The organism is Ureaplasma miroungigenitalium, from assembly GCF_025780085.1.
Classification (GTDB): domain Bacteria; phylum Bacillota_I; class Bacilli_A; order Mycoplasmatales; family Mycoplasmoidaceae; genus Ureaplasma; species Ureaplasma miroungigenitalium.
The window spans coordinates 83,548-107,813 of the sequence record NZ_JAOXHL010000001.1 but is presented as its reverse complement, the minus strand read 5'-3'; the positions used below and the strand labels follow the sequence as shown (position 1 = coordinate 107,813).

The 24,266-nt window shown below is 31.2% G+C and carries 16 protein-coding genes and 1 tRNA gene; 13 read left to right on the top strand and 4 right to left on the bottom strand.

Annotated features, from left to right (window positions below; genetic code table 4):
• Window positions 1-82: 82 nt before the first annotated feature.
• From rsmH to OF376_RS00340, 9 genes are all read left to right on the top strand, one after another.
• Window positions 83-1,009: a 16S rRNA (cytosine(1402)-N(4))-methyltransferase RsmH gene (rsmH, locus tag OF376_RS00380; protein WP_263821576.1), complete on the top strand. Its 927-nt coding sequence runs from the start codon at window positions 83-85 to the stop codon at window positions 1,007-1,009.
• A gap of 457 nt (window positions 1,010-1,466) precedes the next feature.
• On the top strand, window positions 1,467-5,276 hold the full coding sequence (locus OF376_RS00375) for an AAA domain-containing protein (RefSeq protein WP_263821575.1): 3,810 nt from the start codon (window positions 1,467-1,469) through the stop codon (window positions 5,274-5,276).
• 173 nt (window positions 5,277-5,449) lie between these two features.
• Window positions 5,450-6,601 carry a FecCD family ABC transporter permease gene (locus tag OF376_RS00370; protein ID WP_263821574.1) on the top strand — a complete coding sequence of 384 codons (1,152 nt, stop codon included), beginning with the start codon at window positions 5,450-5,452 and terminating at the stop codon, window positions 6,599-6,601.
• A 2-nt stretch (window positions 6,602-6,603) separates the two neighbouring features.
• Window positions 6,604-8,733 carry an iron ABC transporter substrate-binding protein gene (locus tag OF376_RS00365; RefSeq protein WP_263821573.1) on the top strand — a complete coding sequence of 710 codons (2,130 nt, stop codon included), beginning with the start codon at window positions 6,604-6,606 and terminating at the stop codon, window positions 8,731-8,733.
• Window positions 8,734-8,736: 3 nt separating this feature from the next.
• The gene (locus OF376_RS00360) at window positions 8,737-9,579 is read left to right on the top strand and encodes a hypothetical protein (RefSeq protein ID WP_263821572.1); all 843 of its coding nucleotides are present in this window, start codon (window positions 8,737-8,739) and stop codon (window positions 9,577-9,579) included.
• Between the two features lie 5 nt (window positions 9,580-9,584).
• Window positions 9,585-10,691, top strand: coding sequence for an iron ABC transporter permease (locus OF376_RS00355; RefSeq protein WP_263821571.1), 1,107 nt, complete (start codon window positions 9,585-9,587; stop codon window positions 10,689-10,691).
• A 2-nt stretch (window positions 10,692-10,693) separates the two neighbouring features.
• On the top strand, window positions 10,694-11,545 hold the full coding sequence (locus OF376_RS00350) for an ABC transporter ATP-binding protein (protein ID WP_263821570.1): 852 nt from the start codon (window positions 10,694-10,696) through the stop codon (window positions 11,543-11,545).
• A gap of 6 nt (window positions 11,546-11,551) precedes the next feature.
• Window positions 11,552-12,703 (top strand): FecCD family ABC transporter permease, encoded by a 1,152-nt coding sequence (locus OF376_RS00345; RefSeq protein ID WP_263821569.1) that lies wholly within the window; start codon window positions 11,552-11,554, stop codon window positions 12,701-12,703.
• 125 nt (window positions 12,704-12,828) lie between these two features.
• The gene (locus OF376_RS00340; RefSeq protein WP_263821568.1) at window positions 12,829-13,788 is read left to right on the top strand and encodes a hypothetical protein; all 960 of its coding nucleotides are present in this window, start codon (window positions 12,829-12,831) and stop codon (window positions 13,786-13,788) included.
• A 230-nt stretch (window positions 13,789-14,018) separates the two neighbouring features.
• Here OF376_RS00340 and OF376_RS00335 read toward each other — a convergent pair whose 3' ends face one another.
• From OF376_RS00335 to OF376_RS00320, 4 genes are all read right to left on the bottom strand, one after another.
• Window positions 14,019-15,950 carry a hypothetical protein gene (locus OF376_RS00335; RefSeq protein ID WP_263821567.1) on the bottom strand — a complete coding sequence of 644 codons (1,932 nt, stop codon included), beginning with the start codon at window positions 15,948-15,950 and terminating at the stop codon, window positions 14,019-14,021.
• Between the two features lie 225 nt (window positions 15,951-16,175).
• Window positions 16,176-16,253, bottom strand: a tRNA-His gene (locus tag OF376_RS00330).
• Between the two features lie 87 nt (window positions 16,254-16,340).
• Window positions 16,341-18,443: an ATP-dependent Clp protease ATP-binding subunit gene (locus OF376_RS00325; protein WP_263821566.1), complete on the bottom strand. Its 2,103-nt coding sequence runs from the start codon at window positions 18,441-18,443 to the stop codon at window positions 16,341-16,343.
• A gap of 127 nt (window positions 18,444-18,570) precedes the next feature.
• A complete protein-coding gene (locus OF376_RS00320) occupies window positions 18,571-19,335 on the bottom strand; it encodes a hypothetical protein (protein WP_263821565.1) in 765 nt (254 codons plus the stop codon).
• Between the two features lie 85 nt (window positions 19,336-19,420).
• Here OF376_RS00320 and lepA point away from each other — a divergent pair, with 85 nt between their 5' ends.
• From lepA to OF376_RS00300, 4 genes are all read left to right on the top strand, one after another.
• Window positions 19,421-21,220: a translation elongation factor 4 gene (lepA, locus tag OF376_RS00315; protein ID WP_263821564.1), complete on the top strand. Its 1,800-nt coding sequence runs from the start codon at window positions 19,421-19,423 to the stop codon at window positions 21,218-21,220.
• Window positions 21,220-22,617 (top strand): MFS transporter, encoded by a 1,398-nt coding sequence (locus OF376_RS00310; RefSeq protein WP_263821563.1) that lies wholly within the window; start codon window positions 21,220-21,222, stop codon window positions 22,615-22,617. Before lepA ends, OF376_RS00310 begins: the two co-directional genes overlap by 1 nt.
• 2 nt (window positions 22,618-22,619) lie before the next feature.
• The gene (locus OF376_RS00305) at window positions 22,620-23,114 is read left to right on the top strand and encodes a hypothetical protein (protein WP_263821562.1); all 495 of its coding nucleotides are present in this window, start codon (window positions 22,620-22,622) and stop codon (window positions 23,112-23,114) included.
• A 79-nt stretch (window positions 23,115-23,193) separates the two neighbouring features.
• A complete protein-coding gene (locus OF376_RS00300) occupies window positions 23,194-24,255 on the top strand; it encodes a lysylphosphatidylglycerol synthase transmembrane domain-containing protein (protein ID WP_263821561.1) in 1,062 nt (353 codons plus the stop codon).
• Window positions 24,256-24,266: the final 11 nt, after the last annotated feature.

The window sequence follows — 24,266 nt, the reverse complement described above, 5'->3', positions numbered from 1 at the left end:
AGGTTGTTTATGTCTTTCAAGAAACAATTAAATTAAAATATCATGGGATTATGGTCAATAATTGGCGAAGAAAAGAAGTGTTATGATTTACAATGATCATATTAGTGTCTTATTAAAACCTAGTATTGATGTTCTAAACATTAAACCAAATGGTGTTTATGTTGATTGCACTTTTGGCCGTGGAGGTCATTCACGACTGATTTATGAACAATTAAATCAGGATGGTTTATTAATCTGCATTGATCAAGATGAACAAGCAATCGCTTATGCTCAGAAGATTTTTGCTGACAAACCAAATGTTAAAATTTGTAAAACCAATTTTAAAAATTTAAAATCAACCTTAGAAAACTTAGGGATTCAGGCGGTTGATGGATTTATTTTCGATCTTGGTGTATCAAGCCCGCAATTGGATGATAAATCGCGTGGTTTCAGTTATACACATGATGCGTATTTAGATATGCGCATGGATCAAAAACAATTATTAACAGCATATGAAATTGTTAACACATCTAACCCAATCGTGTTAAATAAAATTTTTAAAACTTATGGCGAAATTGCACAACCCGAAAAAGTTGTTCAAGCAATCATAAAATACCGTACAACTAAACCAATTGAAACGACCTTAGAATTAGTAGCAATTATTAGGGATTCTGTTCCTAAAAAAATGCTTTATGCTAAAAAACACTTTGCTCGTTTGTATTTCCAAGCTTTGCGAATTGCTGTCAATGATGAATTTCAGGTTTTAGAAATCGCATTGCACGACGCGATTAGTTTGCTTGCGATACAAGGAACAATTAGTTGTATTAGTTTTCATTCGTTAGAAGATAAAATTGTTAAAAAGATATTTAAACAATATCTTGACCAAAAAGTACCTAATGAAATTCCGTTAAAGGAAACATTAGCCAAGTACAGTTTAAAAATTAATAAACAAAAACCAGATATAGAAGAAATAAACGAAAACTATCGCTCGCGTTCTTCAACGTTAAGAGCGTTAGTTAGAAATTTTTAATTGTAATAATAAAATCATGATCTTTTAAATATGACTGCAATTACTTTTTTGCTGAATTTTGATTTACTTATAAAAAAATATTTTGTTGCTTTTAAACACAAAATAAAAATATATATGTCGATCATGTGTATGCAAATTTGTGAAAAAAGGATTATTTATAAGTTATAAAGTTGCTAATAATAAATTTTAATGCCACTGTAAAAATTATTATTAGTAATGGGTGATTAAATACTACAATACTTATATAATTGGCTTTAATTATTAAGGATTGAACCGCGATATTATTAAAATCATTTTAATATGACTATCATTTATCAAACGAAACTTAAATATTGCAAAATTAATCCTATCAACATAGGATGATAAACTTGTTTCTGTTGTTTATTATCCTAAAATTAAACAGGCAATATTTGTCTGTTTTTTTATTTACCTAAAAGTTATAGAAAGTTAGAATCTTATGAACAATAACCAAGCTTTACAAAATAAATTATTTAATCTCTTATCTACAGATAGTCGAGATCAATGTATTAGAACGAAAATTGATAAAAGTCATGCTGATCTTTTAACATTTTTTCAACTAGAAGATATTAAGGCCTTCATTAACAATGAAATAAGCGAGTTAGAATATAAGATTTTTATTGATACTCAGGTGTTAAAAAAAGAGTTATCAGAAACTTTTAATGTAACAGAATTTAATAATGTTTTAAAAAAATACCAACTGCTATTAGCAGATGTGGCAACCAAGGCAAAGATTAATGCTTTATACGATGATTTCGATGAACAGCAAGCTAGTATGATCGAATACATAATTAAAAAAGTCGATGGCATAATTAGCAAGTTAGATGCAATTAACCATCAAGCTCAAATTATTTATAAGCAAACCGGCATATGACCATTATATATTGCTTATGACTATATTATTGGTAATACAATTAAACCGAACGCTATTAATGCCCCAATTAATTTGTTGCCCGTTAATTTAGTTAAACGCGCTAACAAACTTTTCTTAGAACATAAGAAAGATATGTACACTGTCAATCAAAAGCTATTGTTATTTTTAAAAAAAGATTACAACAACTCTTTTGTTGACTTTAAAGAACAAGCTAATATGCTGGATGATGTAAAGAAATTAACGAACCAAAATTACATCACCTCATATAATTCTCAAAATCGTTTCCTGAATTTATCAAGTACAGAAATTAAGGAAAAGTTTGAACAATATTTCATCTACAATGCTTATGTGATCGGGGTTTTTCAACCGCACGGAAACGCAATTAAAAAAGATTTGGAAAAATTAATCAATGACCAAGTAGATGTGTTCGCTGAAAACTATGACGATTGTCAGGAAGTAATTGCTGATGATTATCATTTAATTCGTGCCCAAGACCCTAAACCACTAGCTCAATTAAAAAAACCATTAAATCTGTACCAATCATATGCGATTTATTCAGCGTTAGTTAAAAATACATTAATTTATGGTCCACCTGGTACAGGGAAATCACAAGTTATTTCCAACATTATTGCGAATGTTGTTTTACAACAAAATAATGTTTTAGTTGTTTCTGAGAAAAAAGCGGCCCTGGATGTTTTAATTGATCGACTTTATAAGCTAAACAACTTTACTTTATATATTGATACTGATGAAAACAAATTATTCTTTTATCGTAAGATTAATGATTTATTATCTAGTTTTGGGCGTTTTTGATTGATTAATGACGCTAGTACAAATAAAAACAATACACCCCAAATTTATTCATCAATGGAAGCTCGTAAAATTATCAAAACAAATTTATTGATGCAAAATTTGAACCGCTTAGTAAAAAACTTATATACAAATGGTTTTGATAGATTTAAAACAAAATGATTGAATCTAAACACCATTGAGCAAGAATTAATCAAAAACGAACAGGTTTATGCTGTTTTAAAACAATATGTAGAAAGTAAAATAGCATTTGAAAGTTATTTTGATTCATACATTATTTTAAATGAATGAAAACAACGTCGTCAACTTGAGTCAGGTTGATGTAGTTTATCTGAATTGATTAATAAACAAAAACGTTGAATAACACTAACAAAACAACATCCAGAATGATTAAAACGAGCACAACAACAAGATGCAAGTTATCAATATGAACGCATGCAATCGTTCATTAATGATGAAACAAACCAAGCGTATTTTCAAAATATGACAAACTACACATTATTCGAAGAATATTTGCGCGTGTTTAAACAATTAATAGATTTATTGCAACCTGCCGACATCGCTGCACTATTAAAACAGTTAGCATTTTATCAAGAACACTTTGTGGCCCTTAAACCACATATAGAAAAACAAAAAAATAAACAAAATCAGCTAAAAATTTTAGATTATTTTTTAGTGAATAAATCGATAGGTCCAAAAAACTTTTTGTTCTATCGTACAACTAATCACCCTGATGTTTTACAAACTACATGAGAGACTTTTAATTTAATTAATGAAAATCAATGATTAATCACTCACGATGAAGCGATCTTAACTATTTTCTATGAATTATCACTAGCTGATAATATAACTAGTTATGATCTATGATTATGACAAGTGTATCTGGATATCCAAACACCGATTTTAGATGAATTAAATCATGTACCCCTAGAAAATTTACAAGAGCCTGTTTTTGACTTCTTAAAACAAATTAATTTTGATGCTCAAAAATGTACTCAGCTTTATGAACTACAGCAATTTTATTTCGAACAATTGAACGATTATGCAGGTTTATTAACATTGCGAATCAATGATTGATTTGGCCAATATAAAAAAGATTTAAATGAATTCTGTGCGCACTTAGACCAACAAATTCATGGAGCTTATTGAGATTATTTAAATAACTGAATTAAACAGCTGCCCAACGAAAGTAAAGAACAACTGAAAAATATGTTGAGTGTAGCTAAATTATCGCGACAACCAGATATCGCTACATTTATTAAAGAATATTATCCCTTTTTAATTAAATTGTTCCCTGTTTGAATCGCCAAGCCAAATGATGTTTGTGATATTTTCCCTTTACAAAAAGATTTGTTTGATTATGGTATCTTTGACGAAGCCAGTCAAATGTTTTTAGAAAATGCATATCCGGTATTACACCGAACAAAAATCAAAATTGTAGCAGGGGATGATAAACAATTAAAACCAACTAATTTCTTCTCTTCGCGGAATGAAGATAATGCGGACTATGCAATTGATGATGTCGATGTGGCCGAAAGTTTGTTAGATAGAACTAAAAGTGCTTTATGAACAACTTATTGGTTAAAAAACCACTACCGTTCACAATGTGCTGACTTAATTGCTTTTAGTGCTCATCACTTATATGAGGATGAATTAGTGTTTGCTTCATACAACCATGAATTGTATGCAGGGGTAGAAGTTATCAATACCTTAGATGGTGTTTATCGTGAAAATACAAACGTAATTGAAGCACAAAAAATTATTGAACTTTTAATTGCACATCACGAACAATACCTAAGTATTTTAGTTATTACTTTTAATTTAAAGCAAAGTGAACTAATTGAAAATTTGATTGCTACTAATTACTTTAGTCATGATATTTATCAAAAATTATTAGATGATGAAATTCAAGTGGTTAATTTAGAAAATGTTCAAGGGAACGAAGCTGATTTAGTGATTTTAGGCGTAACTTATGCCAAAGATGAAGGTGGTGCTCTTCGTAATCAGTTTGGACCAATTATTAAAGCTAATGGTATGAATCGATTAAATGTAGCTATTACAAGAGCTAGAGTGAAGATGTTAGTTGTTAAATCATTTATGGCTAGTGAATTAACTCTTAATAAAAGCAATGAAAACTTTATGGTCTTTTATCATTTCTTGCATTTCTGTGATGAACAAAATGAACGAGCGAATAGTTGAACTGAGATTCAAGTTCAACCAGAATATACTTTTGATAATCTCTTTGATCAACAGATGTTTACTTTCTTAAAAACTTTAATCAGTGAAGATCAGATTATTATGTACCAATATGAAATTTTAGGATCACATATAAGTTTTGCCATTTATAACCAAACAACAAGACAATTTGATTTAATGGTTGATTATGCTATGACTAATACGCTAATTGAAAAAGAGAATTTTGAAACTCTTTATGATAAATACCAATTCTTAGTGGATAGAAAATATAACATTCTAGCATTTAGTATTTTTGAATTAATAGCAGATTTAGAGGGTGTTTACGTACAAATTAAGCAAAAATACGACTCTCTAACAACTGATATTTAAGTTAATAAAAGATGGAAAAATACAAAAATAGTGTCTAAGAACACTATTTTTTTGTTCCAATTATTATGAAAAAAATAAAAAAACGGAACAATCAGGGGGATTTTTGTGCGGAGTAGGATTGAAAATACGAAAATAAAAAGATAATTAATCAAAGAAAAGCATAAAGGAAGATAATGAGTTTTATTTTTAAAAAACAAACCAAAAAAATAAGCAAAAAACAATATACGTTTCAATTAGCCTTATTAAGACATATAAATTTAATGAGTAAACGCAAGATTGCCGCTCTAATTATTTGCTATTTAGTTTTATCGTTAGCTGTTTTTTGAATTTTTATTTGAAATCTTACTTATGCCACAACAATTGACTTTGCCTCACACGGAACGCCAACGTCGATTAATATGAGTTTTCATGAAATTATGCACAAAGTGTTTAGTTTAGAATTCCTAGTTCGTGACAAATTTAATTCTAATGGGAATTTGCAAAATACGGTGTGGTCTTCTTTAGCGATTATTTTAGTTGGCTTTGGTTTATCTGTAGCTGGATCTATTACCCAATCATTAACTAAAAATCCCTTGGCTGACCCATCAACCTTAGGAATAGTACAGGCAACTGTTTTCATGGTGGTACTCGCCATTTCGTTTAATTTTCGTTTATATTCTTTCCGTTTTGGTTTCGCTTTTATCGGTGGAGCTATTGCTGCCATGATGCTGATAATTTTAACCTTTTTCTCTAAACAAAGAAAATCATATATCCAGATGACTTTAGCTGGTTTAGCAGTTGGAGTGTTCTTTAATACAATTACTTACTTTCTACGTTCGAGTGATGAAAGTGCGGCTAGTGCAAATATTTTCTATGTTTTAGGTGGACCCGAAAACATTTTAAAAGCCACAGGTTTTGCTGATTGAAAAACTTTATGAATATCAGCTATTCTCATCGGGATTGGATTAATTATGAGTATGTTAATTGCTCACAAATTAAGTCTGTTAGAACTAGGAGATGAAAAAGCTAAGAATTTAGGTTCGGCCATTATTTACATTAAGCTATTAGCTATTCTAGCTGCCATCTTATTAATTACTCCCTCGATTTTATTAGCAGGGAATGTGGCGTTTGTGGGTTTATTTACCCCACATATTATTCGTAAAGTTTTTGGTGTCCGCGATTTCCGAGTCCTAATCCCGTTATCGGCTGTTTTAGGTGCTACATTAACTTCTCTAGGGTTAATTCTAGCACGTGAAGTTCCATCAATTAATTCATCTATTTGAATGCAATTTATTGGTGCACCAACACTGGCTTGAGTTGGATGAATGCATAGAAAGAATTTATAGTTATGAAGAAAAAAATAATAAAAAAAGTCTTTGGAATAATTAGTTTATGTGCTTTAGGGGTTAGTTTAAGTGCTTGTGCTTTTGCTTGTAAACCCAAAGTTGGTACAGTCTATAGAATATTTCCCACATATGTATCCCAAGCAGATAATTTATTAGCCTTAGGTATTGTTCCAGATTACTATCCAACACAAGTTTTTTGAGATAAACACGAACCATATCCATATATTAACGCCTTAAAACCACACACCTTTCAATCATTCATTTATCAGGACGAGCCATTTAAAAATGGTTTAACAAATAAATTGGCTAGTTTAGAAAAACGAATTAAGGTTTTTGCCCCTTCTTGATTCTCATTAAGTGGTAATAATGATAATGAAAACCGGAACGAAGAATTTTGGTTTTTTAATAAAGGTAATTTTATTTTATATGATCAATATTTATTAGAAGATACGAATAATGTTATTGGTGGTGCTGTTTTAGATATTAAGGGTGGACCGATTAAAAATGATTCGTTTGTAACCGGTGTTGATTATAAAACATCACGAGATTTATTCTTAAGTTTACCCTTTGAGTTAATTGCTGCTTTACATGACGCTGATAAGGCTGCTGATCCTTTAATTAAAAAATTAAAACAAGGTTTAACCTACGAGGATCCAAGTATTAATAAACTATATCAATTACACAATTTTAGCCGGTATGCTAATGATATTAACCAATATTATTTCCATAATAAGCAAAATTTAACTATTACAAACAACAACCAACAAACACCATTTAATTTTTGAACATCGAACTTTGCCAAATTTGTTTTAGGTGTGGAATATGATACGCAAACACAAAAATTAATTAATCATCAAAACGAAATCCCCTTATTTTATCCCGAATATAATTGGCGTGAATCATCAAGTTTAAATTCTAAAATTTACCATTTTTTTAACGAGATTTTATTAACTGAAAAAGATAAAAAAGCGGGCATCAATAATATTAATTACCATCCACAGATGTGTGATTATGATAATTTCACTAAAGACTTGCCACTTTGTACTTTTGATGATCAACCTTCAAATACTTCTTCAGTATTACACCATCACCCGGTTTATGAGCAAAATTTAAAACTCAACGATAGTTCACAAATTTATTTAGGATCAATGCGCGAGAGTATGTTGTATTTATATAAAATTGCATACGCTGCAACAAGTTTTATACAGACAAAACAAGGTCAAGCTTTGTTTAAAGACAATCCTGAACAAAAAAGTGCGTTAGAAAACGCCTTAAGCAACGCTAATTTAATAGCGGGTAATTTGTACGAGCGATTACGTTCGATGCGTTTATTGTTTCAAAAATTAGGTTTAGTAGATCCTAATTATGATCCTCAAAAATATAATTTCGATAACCGCCGATCAAAGGTGTTAGGGCTGCTGACCACTTTTGAACGTAATGGGACAAATACTTTACAATCGATTTCTAAGTATGGTTTCTTATATTACGATTTAGGTTTTAGAGGTCCTAAACCCCGTTTAATTGGCTATGACTACCGCGCTTTATTAGATCCTGTGGACAATAAGGTACCCGAAGGTTGTCATAAGCATGATGATGGTACAACACACTGTGTGAATGAAGACAACGAAGAGTATGAACTAAAACGGATTAAACCTAAACTAACTAATTCAATATTAAATATGGATGCCCATGGATGATGATGGAATTTAGGGGATGGAGGTTTAACAGAAACCAACTTTGCTAAATTTAAAGGAAATTTTGATTACATTTTTAATTTAACAAAAAATAAAGCCCAAGTGTTTAGTAATCCCAGCGAAAATGTTCAAGTCAACCTACTTTTAAAATCACATATCCAGAAAAAAACGGTAATTGACCCAGAAGTTTTATCAAATCACGTATTTTTACAAGATTATACGCTTTGAACCGAAGGAATTCGTTCCCCGATTGGTTATAATCAAATTCTGGACGCTGTTCTAGATATGTTATGAAATACTGATGAAGTGCAAGGACAAATTAAAACCATGTCACAAGCACAACAAACTCAATTACACAACCAATATAAGCAAGCGATGCATTGAGGTAGTTATTGAGATCAATACATTATGCCAACAACCAATACTAGAAAGGGTTAAGATATGAAAATAAAAACTAAAAAATGATTAACATATAGCATGATCGGTTTATCACTTACTGCAGTTGGCATGGTTAGCATGCTAACTAGCTGTACTAAAAAGGCGCCCAAAAAACCAGGAAAAACTACAAATAAAACTGGTGGATTTGTAGAAGAAAAACCAAATGCTAAGCAAGCAGAAGATTTTGCTCACGGTATTATTTATGATGCCAAACAACCATTACCAGTCCCTAAGGAATTTGCTAATTCCAACCAAACACAAAAGATTGTGGGAAACCAACAATTAAATGGTAAAATATTGAAATTAGATGATGATAACGAATTAATGTTTTTCGGTTATTATCTAGCGGTAGGCGATGCGAATGGCAACGTACATGTTCATCCGCATATTATTCAACCAATCGAACTTGTATTATGAGAAAACCAATGGTATGACGAAGATTGAGATGAAAAAAATCCTTACATTCAAGTTCCTAATAACCCTGTTGTTAAGATTAGTGAAGGTGGCATTTTAAAAGGTGTTCGAATTTATTATGCTAATCACAATAATTTAGGAAATTTAATTTTTGATGATTTTATTGTTCGTGTCGATGGTATTGGATCATCATCAGCCTTCATCAAGAAACCTACAAATTTCGATGATGACTGACGCTATGTGCAAGTCGACATCCCTTTTGATGTGGACTATTTACAATCAAAACTAGCAGAAGCTAAACAAAATCAATTAGACTCTAGTGCCATTCGCATTACTGGCTTATCATTTGTTCACACCCATGGAAACAACATCATTGGTGCAGAATTAACAATTCAATTTAGAACCCCGATTTATATTAAGGTAGTAGATTAAAAAATATGCATAATGAAGATATTCAACAAAACAACAAAAACAAAAAACCGTTAAAACAGCGCTTTTTTGCTTTAGTGAAAAAAATTGATCACAAACAGACAGCTTTAATCAAAATGATTAGCTTAGCTGTTATTTTGGGGGTCATTATTTTTCTAGTTTTATTTTTGTATCACGACAATCACCAAACGAACTTCTTTATTAACGCACACCTTTATGAAATCCGTTCTAAAAAAGCTATTATGGCAGTTTTCTCGGGCGGAGCACTAGCAGTAGCGGGCTTGTTATTGCAAAAAGCCACCCGCAACAATTTAGCGGACATTTCCTTATTAGGAATTGGAAGTTTAAATATTATTATTATGTCCTTTTATTTGCTTTCAGTAAAATCGAAAATCCAATCTAATGGATGAGAAATGCAAATCCTCCCACTAATTGCTTTTTTAGCATCAATTGTAGGGAGTACGATTATTTATGTCTTATCTCGTTTTGGTGGGTTAAGTTCAGAAAAATTCATCATCGTGGGTATTGCTCTTTCCTTTTTATTCGAAGCTATTTCTGTCGTTCTTGCTAACCCGAATGCTAACGGTAGCAATGTCAATAGTTTATCAAACATGTTCAAAGAAGCTGGAACTTTAGATACAACAATTAAAGTTATTCAAAAATATACCTATGGAATTATTCCTAACTCCAATTATATTCAATGAAATATTATTATTCCATCAGCTGTAATGATTTTAATTACCCTAATTCCTATTTGATTCTTACGTCGAAAAATTGACTTATATGAAACAAGTGAAGACTTAGCGCGGACTGCTGGGGTGAATGTCGAACGTTTACGTTTAATCATTTATCTATTAGTAGCAATTTTAGCTGGGACGGAAGCGGTGATGGTCGGCTTTGTGGCTTTATTAGGAGTCTTAGGTTCTAACGTTGCTAAACAAATGTTTGGTAACAAAACAACATATACAATGTTTGGAGCCTTCTTAATTGGTTCGATTCTAGTGACTTCGGCGTTATTTATTTCTTCTAATTTAAATACCAATGTGCCGGTTGGTTTCTTATCAACAACCATTGTTGTTCCCTACTTTATTTATTTAATCATTCGAGGTAAATAGTTATGTTTAAGTCTAAAAAACATTTTGATCGCGACGCTATTGTTGCTTTAAATCCTGAAAACGTCATCGAAGTACGCGATTACTTTTTTAAATATTCACGGCGTGGTGAATTCATTTTAAAAGACATTAATATGAATATTAAAAACCACTGTTTTACAACTATTTTAGGTCCTAATGGTTCAGGTAAATCAACAATGGCTAAGGCGATGGTACGAATCAATAATTCCAAAATCGGTCAAATCCATTTATATAATAAGGAACATACAAAATACACCACAAAACAAGCTAGTCAATTAATTGCTTATATCCCTCAATCATTAGATATTCCTGTGGGAACAAGGGTGATTGATTACATTACTTTCGGACGTAATCCATATTTAAATATCACTGGAATTTTAAGTCAAAAAGATAAAGATATTATTCAATCGGTTATGCATGCTATGCAAATCGAACATTTAAAAGATAAGTTTATGCAAGACTTATCAGGTGGTCAACGTCAAAAAATTGTCTTGGCTTTAGCTTTAGTACAAGATACACCAATTATTTTATTGGATGAACCAACCACTTACTTAGATATTAAAAATCAATACGAATTATTAGAAACGCTGAAACAATTACAAATCAAACACAAGAAAACTATCATTGCCATTTTACATGATATTAACCAAGCTATGCAATTTTCAGATTACATCTATGTTTTAAAAGACGGAGAAGTTTTATTTGATGGTACACCAAGTGCAATTATTAATCAAGAATCCTTAAAAGCCGCTTATAATATTGACGCCTCAATTATGCAAACACCTAATAATGAACGAGTGGTTTGCAACATTAAAGTAAATAGTTATATTGAATAATGGTTTATGTTTTTCAAAAAGAAAAAAATTAGTTTAATCAATACAGCAAAACCCTTTGTTTTTGATTCGCGGACATTAAGGTATCAAAAACTAATCTCTCCCAAAAAAATTGCGATGATTATTTTTGCATACATTATTTTACTCTTTGTTTTATTTGGTGTTTTTATTTGAAATCTCTCTTATGCCTCAAAAATTGATTTATACACAAACGGTTCACCAGTTAGTGTGCAAATGCATTTGAGAGATATTTTAAAATTAGTTTTCAGCTTACGTTTCTTAGTTATCGATGATTTTAATACATATGCTAACTTGCAAAATACAGTTTGATCATCGATTGCCATTATGCTTGTGGGTGTAGCTTTAAGTACAGCTGGTTGTATTACGCAAACACTAACACGAAACCCCTTAGCGGACCCATCAACACTAGGCATAGTTAGTGCCACTGTCTTTATGGTTGTCTTAGCAATTTCTTTTGATTTCCGTATGTATCAGCAAAAGATTGGTTTTGCCTTCATTGGTGGGGGTGTAGCCGCATTAATGCTTTTAGGTATGGTCTTTATGTCAAAACAAAAGAAATCTTTCTTAAAGATGACTTTAGCTGGTTTAGCGACGGGTGTATTCTTTAATACGGTTTCTTACTTTATTCGTTCAAGTGAAGAGTCGGCTTCTTCAGCAAACATGCTATATATTTTAGGTGGGCCAGAAAATATTTTGAAAGCTAATGGTTTTGCTGATTTTAAATTATTATGAATCTGTGCTGTAACTATTGTTATTGGCTTTGTCGTTAGTATGTTAATCTCTCACAAATTAAGTTTGTTAGATTTAGGTGACGAGAAAGCAAAAAACCTAGGTTCATCAGTTGTTTATATTAAAATGATTGCCATTTTAGCGACAATTTTATTAATTGCACCATCTATTTTATTAGCGGGGAATGTGGCCTTTGTCGGTCTATTTACCCCACATATAGTCCGAAAAGTTTTCGGTGTCCGTGATTATCGGATTGTTATTCCATTATCCGCTTCCGTTGGTGCTTTAATTACTGCTCTAGGATTAATTTTAACCCGTGAAATTCCAAGTATTAACTCATCAATCTGAATGCACTTTATTGGTGCACCTACATTAGCATATGTGGGCTGAGTTAACTGAAAAAACGCTTAAAATCACGTCAGATAGGGCGTGTTTTTTTATTCGTGTGCTACTTAATTGATAAAAAATAATTTTTTTAATATAATAATGGAATTAAAAAGTATATAAGTTTTATAAACAAGAAAAAGGTAAAGTTTATGAAAAAGAAAAATCAATTGAAATGATGTCTTTTATCTTTAGGAACCGTAGTACTGGCTACTACAGCTATTAGTTTAACAGCTTGTGGTAATAAGTCAGCTATGGACCAAGAATTTGCTAATTTAGAGTCGAAATTAAATCAATGATATAAGAATACTACTGCGACACAAAAAATAACTTATGCAGATAATCTGCGCCAAGAATTTATTAGTATTCAAGTAGATTTTAAAAAAAGTAAAGATGAATCAGAAAAAGAAAAATACTTAGATAAAGCTAAAGCAATTATCACTCAAATTGAAGCTATTGCCAAAGATCCTGACCACTATACACCAAACCAACCAAAAGAAGGGGAAGAGGTTAACGAAGTTAATGACGGGCGTTTTAATAATTTAGAAACTAATCAACAATGAGAAGAACAAAAAACGCTTGAACCGAATCAACACCTCAAAGGTAAGAGTTTAAAAGAGAATGAAAAATACCAAGGTTTAATGATCTTTAACTGAATTGCACACAAAGATCATAATAGCGCTTTAGTACATACACACAACCACAAATATGTGCGTGAAGAGTTAAGACGCCAAACTAATTTACAAAAAGATGGCTACAAGATTATTGATGGGCACGATTTACACGTGAGTGCTGAAACCGGTCGATTAAATGGTGTTGATGTATATTACACTCTTTTAGAAAATATTAAAAACACAGGTTTTAATAATATCCAATTACGTTTTGATGGTATTGGGGCAAGTAGTGATAGTTTACCTGCTAGCTTATCTGGTAGTCAAGAAGGAAGTCACAACCCTCACTACACTTTAAACTTTCAATTGCCAGTAGAATACTTAGCAAATAAAAAGACGGTAGCCATTACTGGTATTTCATTCCAACACATGCATGGTGAATACATTGGTGACCAATGAACTGTACAATTTAAAACACCAATTATAATTCCTATTCGTTAATAAATAAGACAAAACACCAGATTGAATCTGGTGTTTTTTTAATTGCTTAGTGTTGCTAAGCTAAAATCCCTTCTATCTTATATAACAGACTTTGCCTGCATTCATCTACTAAAAGGTATTATTTAATGATTATGATTTTATTAATACCAATGTCTATTAGGGAGTTAAACAGGAAGATTAAGGGATGAAAAAAATAAGCTTTTTAAGCTTATTTTTGTTTTTCATAAATATTAGGCTTTTTTATTTGAAATAGGTTGATCAAATAATACTTGAAGAACGTATGGTTTGTTTTCTTTTGTTTTAAGTTCTTGACCGTTTATAAATAAAGTAACTTCCATTCCAATGATTTCGATAGTATCACTTGCTTTAGTGTTTTCAAGAGCGAATGTATAGCTTTGCAAGTGATCATTACTGAATTTTAATGGATCGGGTTTACTCATTGTTCCCCCTCGAATGATGGTAGATGAAGTTAATTGTTCTCCACCATTTTTTGTATAAATAAGTTTAATTGATTGTAAAGCTGTGATTTTAGTTGGTGTACTTGGTTTTAAAATAGTTTTTCTATCTTTAAGAATTTGTTGTTCAATGATTTTAGTGAAATTAGCATTTGTAGCATTATCCTTTTTCATGTAGAAAGCAAAGTTTTTAACTTCTAAGCTTTCTTTTTGACCAGCTTCAATTGTGATAGTATCTGCTGAACTAACACCTAAATGCTCTAATGAATATTTTGTTACAACTGGGGTTTCTTCTTCTTTTTTGAAGTTAGATTCCGCTGGGATATCCTTAGTTACTTGTTTTTCTTCATTTTCACTACTTAATTTATAAGTTACAGTAATTTTTGAATTATCAGCAGCTTTTTCAGCTTTAATAAATGTAGCTGTGATATCAGAAGGTGTGCCAGTAAATTCAAAATTATTTTTATCAGCTAGTTGCGCATCAGTCACATCTTTTAAAAACATTGAACTAGAATTTTTGAAAGTCACCTTAACCTTTTGATTAATTTCATTGAAGTTAATTGGATCAATAGGGACTGGGACTGGTTTAAAACTATCAGTTGAAATTTCGGCAGTAAATTCTTTAGATTGTTCTTTTTGGCTTAATTTATAATTTACAACAATCTTCGAATTATCAGCTGCTTTTTTAGCATTGACAAATGTAGCTGTAATATCAGCGGGTACATCTGAGAATACAAAATTATTCTTATCAGCTAGTTGTGCATCAGTCACATTTTTTAAAAGCATTGAACTAGAATCTTTGAATGCTACTTTAACTTTTTTATTGGCTTCATCTAAATTAATCGGGTTAGCAGGATTAACTTTTTGTTTAAATTTACTTGATAAAATGTTGTAAGTAAAATCTTTTGATTGTTCTTTTTTGCTTAATTTATAAGTGACAGTAATTTTCGAATTATCAGCAGCTTTTTCAGCTTTGATAAAAGCAAAGCTAACATCTGTTGGTAATGCAGTGCATTCGAAATTGTTTTTATTAGCTAATTGGTCTGCAGTTATATCTTCTAGGTAATATTCACTAGCATTTTTGAATGACACTTTAATCAGTTCATTAACTTTTTCTAATTCACCAGAATTTTCTGTTTTGAAATCTTTAGCTAAAATTTCTTTATTAAATGATTGTTTGTCCTTGTTTTTGACAACATCGTAGCTCACAATAATTTTGTCATCAGTTTTTACAGCCTTAACAAAAATAACTTGATATCCTGTAGTACTGATTTTTAAATCGAAATCAATAGCCTTTAAATCTGTTGGCACTGATTTAAATAAAATTTCACTTTGATTTTTAAAGTTGATAGACACTGTTTTATTAGCATCATCAAAACATTTTTTAATAATATCAGTTACGTCTTTTTCTAATTTCGTAGTAACGTTTTTGATTAATGTGCTGGCATTTTTGCTGTTTTCTTCTTTTAACTTAGCAACTTCTTTTTCAGCATTTTTAATAACGTCTGAAATTTCTTTACCAAAATCTGCCTGGTATTTTTGTTCTAAGGTTTTCTTAACGTTGTTGAATTGTACAACAGCATCAGCTACATCATTCTTATCTGTTTTAGAACATGCTGTTACTGCGGTTACTGCGGTTACCACCATCGCAGAAGTAGCTGCGAAAGCTAATGATGAGAATAATATTGTTTTAGTCTTTTTCTTCATAATAATTATCATTCTTCTTGATCGTGCAAGAAGAAGCTCCTTTTAAATAACATACATAAATAAATAATTATGTAATAAATGGATTATTTTAATTATATAAGAAAAAGCAAAAATGAGATGTAACCAGGTACCTGCCTAAAAAATAGATTTTTTTATTTTATTTTCTGCTAAAATGAAAATTTAGAGAAAAAAACCTCTCAGTTGAGAGGTTTTTTTGAATTTTAATGGGGTGATTAACGGGACTCGAACCCGCGAAGTACCTGAGTCACAGTCAGGCGTGTTAACCAGCTTCACCATAACCACCATGTAAATACACCATTAAATTATAATATTAAGTTTTAAAAAAAGCAAGTTTTTTTAATGGTGTATCTTAAATTATTAATTAAATTATTAAATAATTTTTACTTCATCATTTTGTGAATCATAAGTTAATTCATATTTTTGATTTTTAACAATGGCATTAGTCATAATTAAACGTGCAATTTGGTTTTCCATGTGATGAACTATTCAACGTTTAAATGGACGTGCACCATAGTTAGGGTTGTATGCTGAATCTAATATTGCATCGTAATTAATATTATTAAATGAAATTTGATAATCGTTATCGATTAAACGTTCTTGTAAATCGTTCAACATTTTATGAATAATATCAACCAGGATTTTGTGTTTTAATGGGTTAAAGACAATGATGTCATTAATTCGGTTTAAAATCTCAGGTTTTAATGTTTTTTGTAAACTTAATAATGCTTTATTAGGTTCGTTATTGATGATTTCTTGACTACCGATATTACTTGTCATAATAATGATTGTATTTTTGAAATTAATATCATTATTATGACCATCCTTAATACTACCTTCTTCAAGAATTTGTAATAAAGTATTAAGAACATCGGGGTGCGCTTTTTCAATTTCGTCAAATAAAACAACACTATAAGGGTGACGTTTCACGGTTTTTGTTAATAAACCAGCGTCTTCATAACCAACATATCCAGCAGGAGCACCAATTAATTTAGCGACTGTGTGTTTTTCCATATATTCTGACATATTGAATTGAATCAACGCCTTATCAGTATCAAATAAGTGTTTTGATAAAGCCTTAGCTAATTCAGTTTTCCCAACACCTGTTGGTCCTAAAAATAAGAAAGAACCTAATGGTTGTAATGGGTTTGCAATTCCAGCACGTGCTCGCATAACAGCATCAGCTACCGCTTGCACAGCCTCGTCTTGTCCCATCACTTCCTTTTTTAATTCATCGGCAAGATGTAAGATTTTTTGCTTGTCATCATTCAACAGATTTTGTACTGGAATCTTGGTAGCAATAGCAATGACATCGGCAATTTCCTTATCAGTTAAAGCATCAACAATTAATTTATTAGTTTCGTTATTATCGATTAATTGTTCTTGTTTTTCTAACTGCTTTTTCAGTGCTGGTAAATCATAATATAGTAATTTACTAGCTTTTTCGTATTTACCATCAAATTGCAAACGTTCTATTTCATGGTTGGTTTCATCAATTTTTTGTTTAAGATTTTTTAAATCATTAATTTGTCGTTTTTCTTGTTCGTATTGTTGAGCTAAATGGTCTCGTGCTTCTTGTTTTTCTTGTATTTCTTGGTTAATAGTTGCTAAACGAGCACTTGATTTGGCATCCTTTTCATTTTCTAAAGCAGCCTTTTCGGTTTGTAAATATTGTAATTCACGGGTTAATTGATCTAATTCAACAGGTGATGAATTAATTTGTGTTTTAATTTTGGCTGCAGCTTCATCGATTAAGTCAATTGCTTTATCAGGTAAAAATCGATCTGTGATATAGCGTTGTGATAAATTAACAGCAGCAACAAGTGCGCTATCGTGAATTTTGATTCCATGGAAGGCTTCTCAGCGCGCTTTTAAACCACGCATAATAGTTAAAGCTTCGATGGTTGTTGGTTCATTAATATTAATGGGTGTTAGCCGGCGTTCTAAAGCGGCATCTTTTTGAATGTATTGGCGATATTCATCATAGGTTGTAGCACCGATCACTTTAATTTCACCCCGAGCCATCATTGGTTTAAGGATGTTAGCTGCGTCCATAGCGCCTTGTGTTTTACCTAAGCCGACCAATTGGTGTATTTCATCGATAAATAAGATAATATTTCCATTAGCCTTTTTAACTTCATTAATGATAGCTTGTAAACGTTCTTCAAAGGCCCCTTGATAACTAGCTCCTGCGATTAGTGATGTTAAATTTAATTCTAAAATGGTCTTGTCATAAAGATTCGTAGGGACATCTTTATGAACAATTCTATATGCTAAACCCTCGACAACGGCTGTTTTACCAACACCCGGTTCACCGATTAAAACGGGGTTTGATTTGGTCTTTCGACTTAAAACTTCAATAGTTCGGCGAATTTCGTCATCTCGCCCAATAATGGGATCAATTTTATTGTTCTTAATTTCCTCATTTATATTTCGTGTGTATTGCGTGATATCATTTTTTTGTTTCATTTCCATAAAAAATAACCTCCAATAAGAATATATAAATTTTAGCACTTATTAAGGTAGAGTGCTAACTATTTATTTTTTTATTTTTTAATTTTAAAGAAAAAAAGCCAAGCAGAATTGGCTTTTTAGATATTTATTAATCGAAAAAAATACGAATTTTAGAAAAAATGATAAAAATTCAGACAACAACTTGGATGTATGCTCTATACAATATGTTGCTTAGATGTAACATAAAACCACGGTGTTGATTATCGGGATTAAGGGCACACGTCAATTTAACGTGGCCGATATTAACAATTAAGCCAAAAACAATTCCGATACAAAAAGCAATAGCTATCAATAAATCGATGATATGTGGTCCTTTGGTGCTTGCGTATTGCCGGAAGCCAATAAAATAAGCTATGAAGCTAATGCCTAATAAGACTAAACCTGCAATAATAGCGGCTGTAGAAATACGATATAGAAGGATTGAACCTTTTCTTGATATGATGAAACCAACCACCATCATGATAATATAAATTAATATACTTGAACCCAAAAGCACTAAAAACGTATAGTAATATAGATAACCAATCATTAAGGATAAAAGAAAGCCAAAACCCAAGGTTAAAAAAATTGAATAAAAGACATTATAAACAATGCTATATTGAAATTTACGTGTAAACATGTTAATTAAATACATGATAAATAAACTAATTAAATTAGCTCCAGCAATCGCAGAATATGTGATTACTAGAATATTATAATCAAAATTAAAAAGGCCATACTGGAACAAAAAAACCAGACCGGTTAGTAAACCAGTAAAGATCAATGTTTGGATTAATGAAATTCCTAAAACCCGCATAAGTAACTTTGATTCTTTTTGATTTAATGGCTCTTTTTGTACTTTTCAAAAATTCATAAAGACCTCCATTTTTAATGGATATGTATATTTTAACCGATAAATGTTATAAAATATAAAGATATAGATTTAGACTAGTGGTTATATGAACAAAAAAAATATTCGGAATTTTAGCATTATTGCACATATTGATCATGGTAAATCAACACTTTCTGATCGGATTATCGAAATTACGAACACGTTAGACAAACGTGAAATGAAAGACCAAATTCTGGATTCAATGAGTATTGAGAAAGAACGGGGCATTACAATTAAATTGAATGCTGTGCAAATCAAATATCAAGCCAAGGATCAACAAGAATACATTCTGCATTTAATCGATACACCAGGTCACGTTGACTTTACATATGAAGTATCTCGCTCTTTAGCTGCGTGCGAAGGAGCGATTTTAGTCGTGGACGCCTCGCAAGGAATTCAAGCACAAACATTAAGTAATGTATATTTAGCATTGGAAAATAATTTGGAAATCATTCCAACTATTAACAAAATCGACTTGCCATCAGCTGATGTTGATCGAGTTAAAAAAGAAATTGAAGATGTGATTGGTTTAGATACGACGGACATTCCTTTAATTTCAGCCAAAACCGGCTTGAATATCGATGATGTTTTAGAGGCTATTATTAAACATGTACCAGCACCTTTAGATAGTCGTGATGAAAACCCACTACAGGCGTTAATTTTTGACTCTTATTATGATGCTTATAAAGGGGTTGTTTGTTTAGTACGAATTAAGCAAGGTGTTTTAAAAGTACACGATAAAATTCGCATGATGGCAAATAATAAAGAATATGTCGTAACCGAAGTTGGTGTGCGAACACCTAAAATTGTTAATAAAGATCAATTAGTAGCTGGGGAAGTTGGCTGAGTTGCCGCTTCTATTAAAACAGTGAAGGATATCCATGTCGGGGATACGATTACAGCGGTTGATAAACCAGCTAGTGAACCTTTACAAGGTTATAAGAAAATTTCGCCGATGGTTTTCTGTGGTTTATACCCAGTGGACACGGCTCAGTATGATGATTTTAAAGAAGCAATGGAAAAAATCAGTTTGTCTGATGCGGCTTTAATTTATGAGTACGAAACATCAAAAGCCTTAGGTTTTGGAATTCGTTGTGGTTTCTTAGGTTTATTACACATGGATGTTATCCGTGAACGAATTGCTCAGGAATTTAACATTGAATTAATCCTTACAGCACCATCGGTGATTTATAAAATTACCTTAACAAATGACGAAGAAATTTACATTGATTCGCCGTCAAAAATGCCCGAAGTAACTAACATCAAGATGATCCAAGAACCATTTGTTCGCTTAAATATTATTAGTCCAAACGAATACGTTGGTTCGATTATGCAATTATGTCAAGCTAATAGAGGGATTTATTTAGATTTACAAGTAATTGACAATACGCGTCGAAAATGTGTTTATGAAATGCCTTTAGCTGAAATTATGTATTCATTCTTTGACCAATTAAAATCTGTAACGCGTGGATATGCGAGCATGGATTACGAATTAATTGGCTATACAACAAGCAAACTAGTTAAAGTTGATATCATGTTAAATGGCCTTAAAGTAGATGCCTTAAGTATTATTAGTCATAAAGATTTCGCATATGAAAAAGGGAAAGTAATTTGTGAACGTCTAAAAGACGTTATTCCTCGCCATCAATTTGAAATCCCTGTGCAAGCTTCAATTGGTTCAAAAATTATAGCGCGTGAAACAATTAAAGCGATGCGTAAAAATGTCTTAGCAAAATGTTATGGCGGGGACATTAGTCGTAAGAAAAAATTATTAGAACAACAAAAGGAAGGGAAGAAACGTCTAAAAGCAATTGGAAATGTTTCAGTACCTCAAGATGCTTTTGTGAAGATATTGAGTGAGAAGTAATGTTTTTTGGTGATCAGCAAAATATTATAAGTTTTAGTGTTAATATTAGTGTTTTAGTTGTCGTCTTAGTTGCCACGATTGTTTTTATTTGCCGGGTTAAACGCAAAATTAACAACAATTCGTTTATTATTGCCTTTATTTATTATCTTGTCTTATGAACACCAATTATGTTGGTACGAAGTCAAAATGCACGTTTGCAAGTCCATTTAGAAGAATATCATTTAATGTGGATTGTCATGTGTGCATATGGTTTTGTGGGTATTTTTATCCGCATCTTTGCTGATTATTTATATTATTTAGTTCGTTATCGTAAAGCCTTTTTAATGTTCGCTTTAATTGCTGTCATTGCAAGTTTTGTCCCGATTTTAATTAAAGTTGACACAATTGGTAATATTATCCAGAGTGTGGGTGTTGGGATCGCTGCAAGTTGTATTGGAACATACCAGCTATTATTTAAGGAACAATATGTTAAGGATCGAACATTTTTATCAGTTTCATTATTATCAATCCCCCCATTATTAGCTAGTTTTATTACAACACCTATTCGATCTTTGATTTCTGTTTGATCAAATGATCGGATTCACCATGTGATTAATTTTGATGCTGTACGTGTCTATTGAATTATTGCCACAATCTTTTTTGTGATTGCCTTTGTTTTATGATTCTTTATTAAAGAAGTGCGTGGTGTGGGTTTAATTCGTCAACACAATATGCGTTATAAGTCAAAGAAATTAAATTTCTTAGGCTTTATATTAATCGCCTTAAGCGGATTGTTGATTTTGATGATTAAATTCTCAAACAGTGGTTCAATTGCCACAATTCACATTATGATTTTAGACAAACACCGTCCTGAGAACGCCTTATTTTACAAATCATATTTATCTTTAATTCATAACTTTTTCCAACTAGTGGCCAGCATGTTTTTACTTCATTATTTAGTGAAAAAAATTGCTATTCATAAAATCATTTTTATGGGTCTATTCTTATTTGCTATTTACCATTCAGTGATCATCTTTATTACTTCGCCGATCGCTTTTATGAGTGTCCACTTTATTAATGGGTTAGCTTACGGGATTGTTTATAATGGTCTGATTTCCATTGTTTTAAAGATTCATTTAGATAATAAAAAAATAACGACAATGGGAATTTATCAATCGATTTTATCAATCGGAATTACTTTAGCAGGATTTATTTCTAACTATGTTAAATTTGGTTTTAACAATCACCAGAAGACTTATAATGATTTTTTCGATCATAATTTAAATTATAATTTAGTTATGATTGCATCTTTAGTCTTAAGCGGCATCTTTTTATTAGGGGGCTATTATTTAACTAAAAAGAACGCCTTTGAATTTAAACGTCCGCGTTTCCAATATGCATATACAAAGGGGTTATAAAGATGAACAAGACAAGAAAAAGTTGATTGAAAAAAATTACTGGTGTAGTTATTGGTTGTGCTGCAGGATTGGTGGGTGTAGGTTGTGTAGGTTTTTTAACAGCCTGCAGTCCGTATAAAAAATATCAATTTGATACCAAAAATGTTAGCATTCAAAAAATTAATGAACGTTATGTTTTAGTTGTTAACAACGCTTTATTAAATCCAGATAATAATAAATTAAGTGAAGCTATGATCATGAAAACCACTTGAAAAGTGGCTTTAGAAAAAGCTGGCGAACAAACTTATGAAGTGCGTAGTCAGCCAACTAATGTATCTGTTCAACAAGTTAACGGCCATTATTTTTTATCATGCCAAGTTGATTTAGGAGCTGCTGCTCAAATCAATCACCATCTACAATTATTAAAACAAGCTAGTCCTGATAAAGAACAATTTATGTTGATCGTGCCTGACCAACATTTTATCAGCATGCAAATCGCTTTTAATTATTATGAATAACTCTAAACAAAATGTTTTTTCGCGAAAAAACATTATTTTTTTTACTTGTAGTTTTTTATTTGCTTGCGTGATGGTTGGTGTGAGTATTAGTTTTGTTTTAAAAATTGATTTTAAAACATTACACCAAACTTTAGAGTTGTGGGCTAATCAACAGGATTATTTTGGTTGATACATTTGTTTGTTATTGATGTTTTGCTTTTTTCGAGCGATTATTTTTGTATTGGTCGTTCGTTGACATGCACAAAAAGTCAAGGTTAAATTACCGTTTTATCATTATTTGGGTTTAGGGTTTATTATTATTTTTTTATCAAATATTACCCCCTTTTCCATTGGTTCTGAACCATACGTGATTTATTTTATTAACAAATATATTTTCAAAAACTTAAAACAAGCTAGTGCTTTTTGATTAGTCAATAATACGTTTGTGCAAGTAGCTCAAGTACTGATCACATGACCGTCATTCTTCTACATTACTCACCAGTATTTACAAAATAAACATACAGATAGTAACTTTAATTTTCCCTATCATTATTGATTAAGTTTAGCGGGATTATTATTGGATGTAGTGGTCACAGGTTTATATTTTGTTTTAGCATTTAGTAAAAAAATCCATATTGCTTTTCACCGTATAGTTTTATTTATTAAACGCCTTTTAAAAATTCAAAAACAAAAGCCCTTGAACTTAAATACTAATTTTTATTGATATGTTCATTATTATTACAAAGAAGCCTGATTAATATTTATGGGTTTATTGGTAGGGTTTGTCTATAACTTTTGTCTTTATGCTTTGATTTTCATTGTCTTTTTATGCAGTTCAAAAACAGCCCCGAGCGCCTATCATTTTTTCAATTGGTATAACATTACTAATGTTGCGGTCACAGCTACTAATTTCGTCCCCATTCCCGGTTCAGAAGGGGGAATTCAATTTATTTTAAAGACATTATTACAGGCATATGAAAACCGGAGTAATTTAGAACAAAAAAACATAGATATTATTGTGTTTTTATGACGTTTCTTTAGTGCTTACACTGGTACTTTAATTGGATTAGGAGTCTTTTTGATTTACTTTCCATTGCATATGGTGCAATATTACCGCCAAGCTAAACGTCATCAACGAAAACTTTTCCGTTTTAATTTTTAGTAAAAATCTTT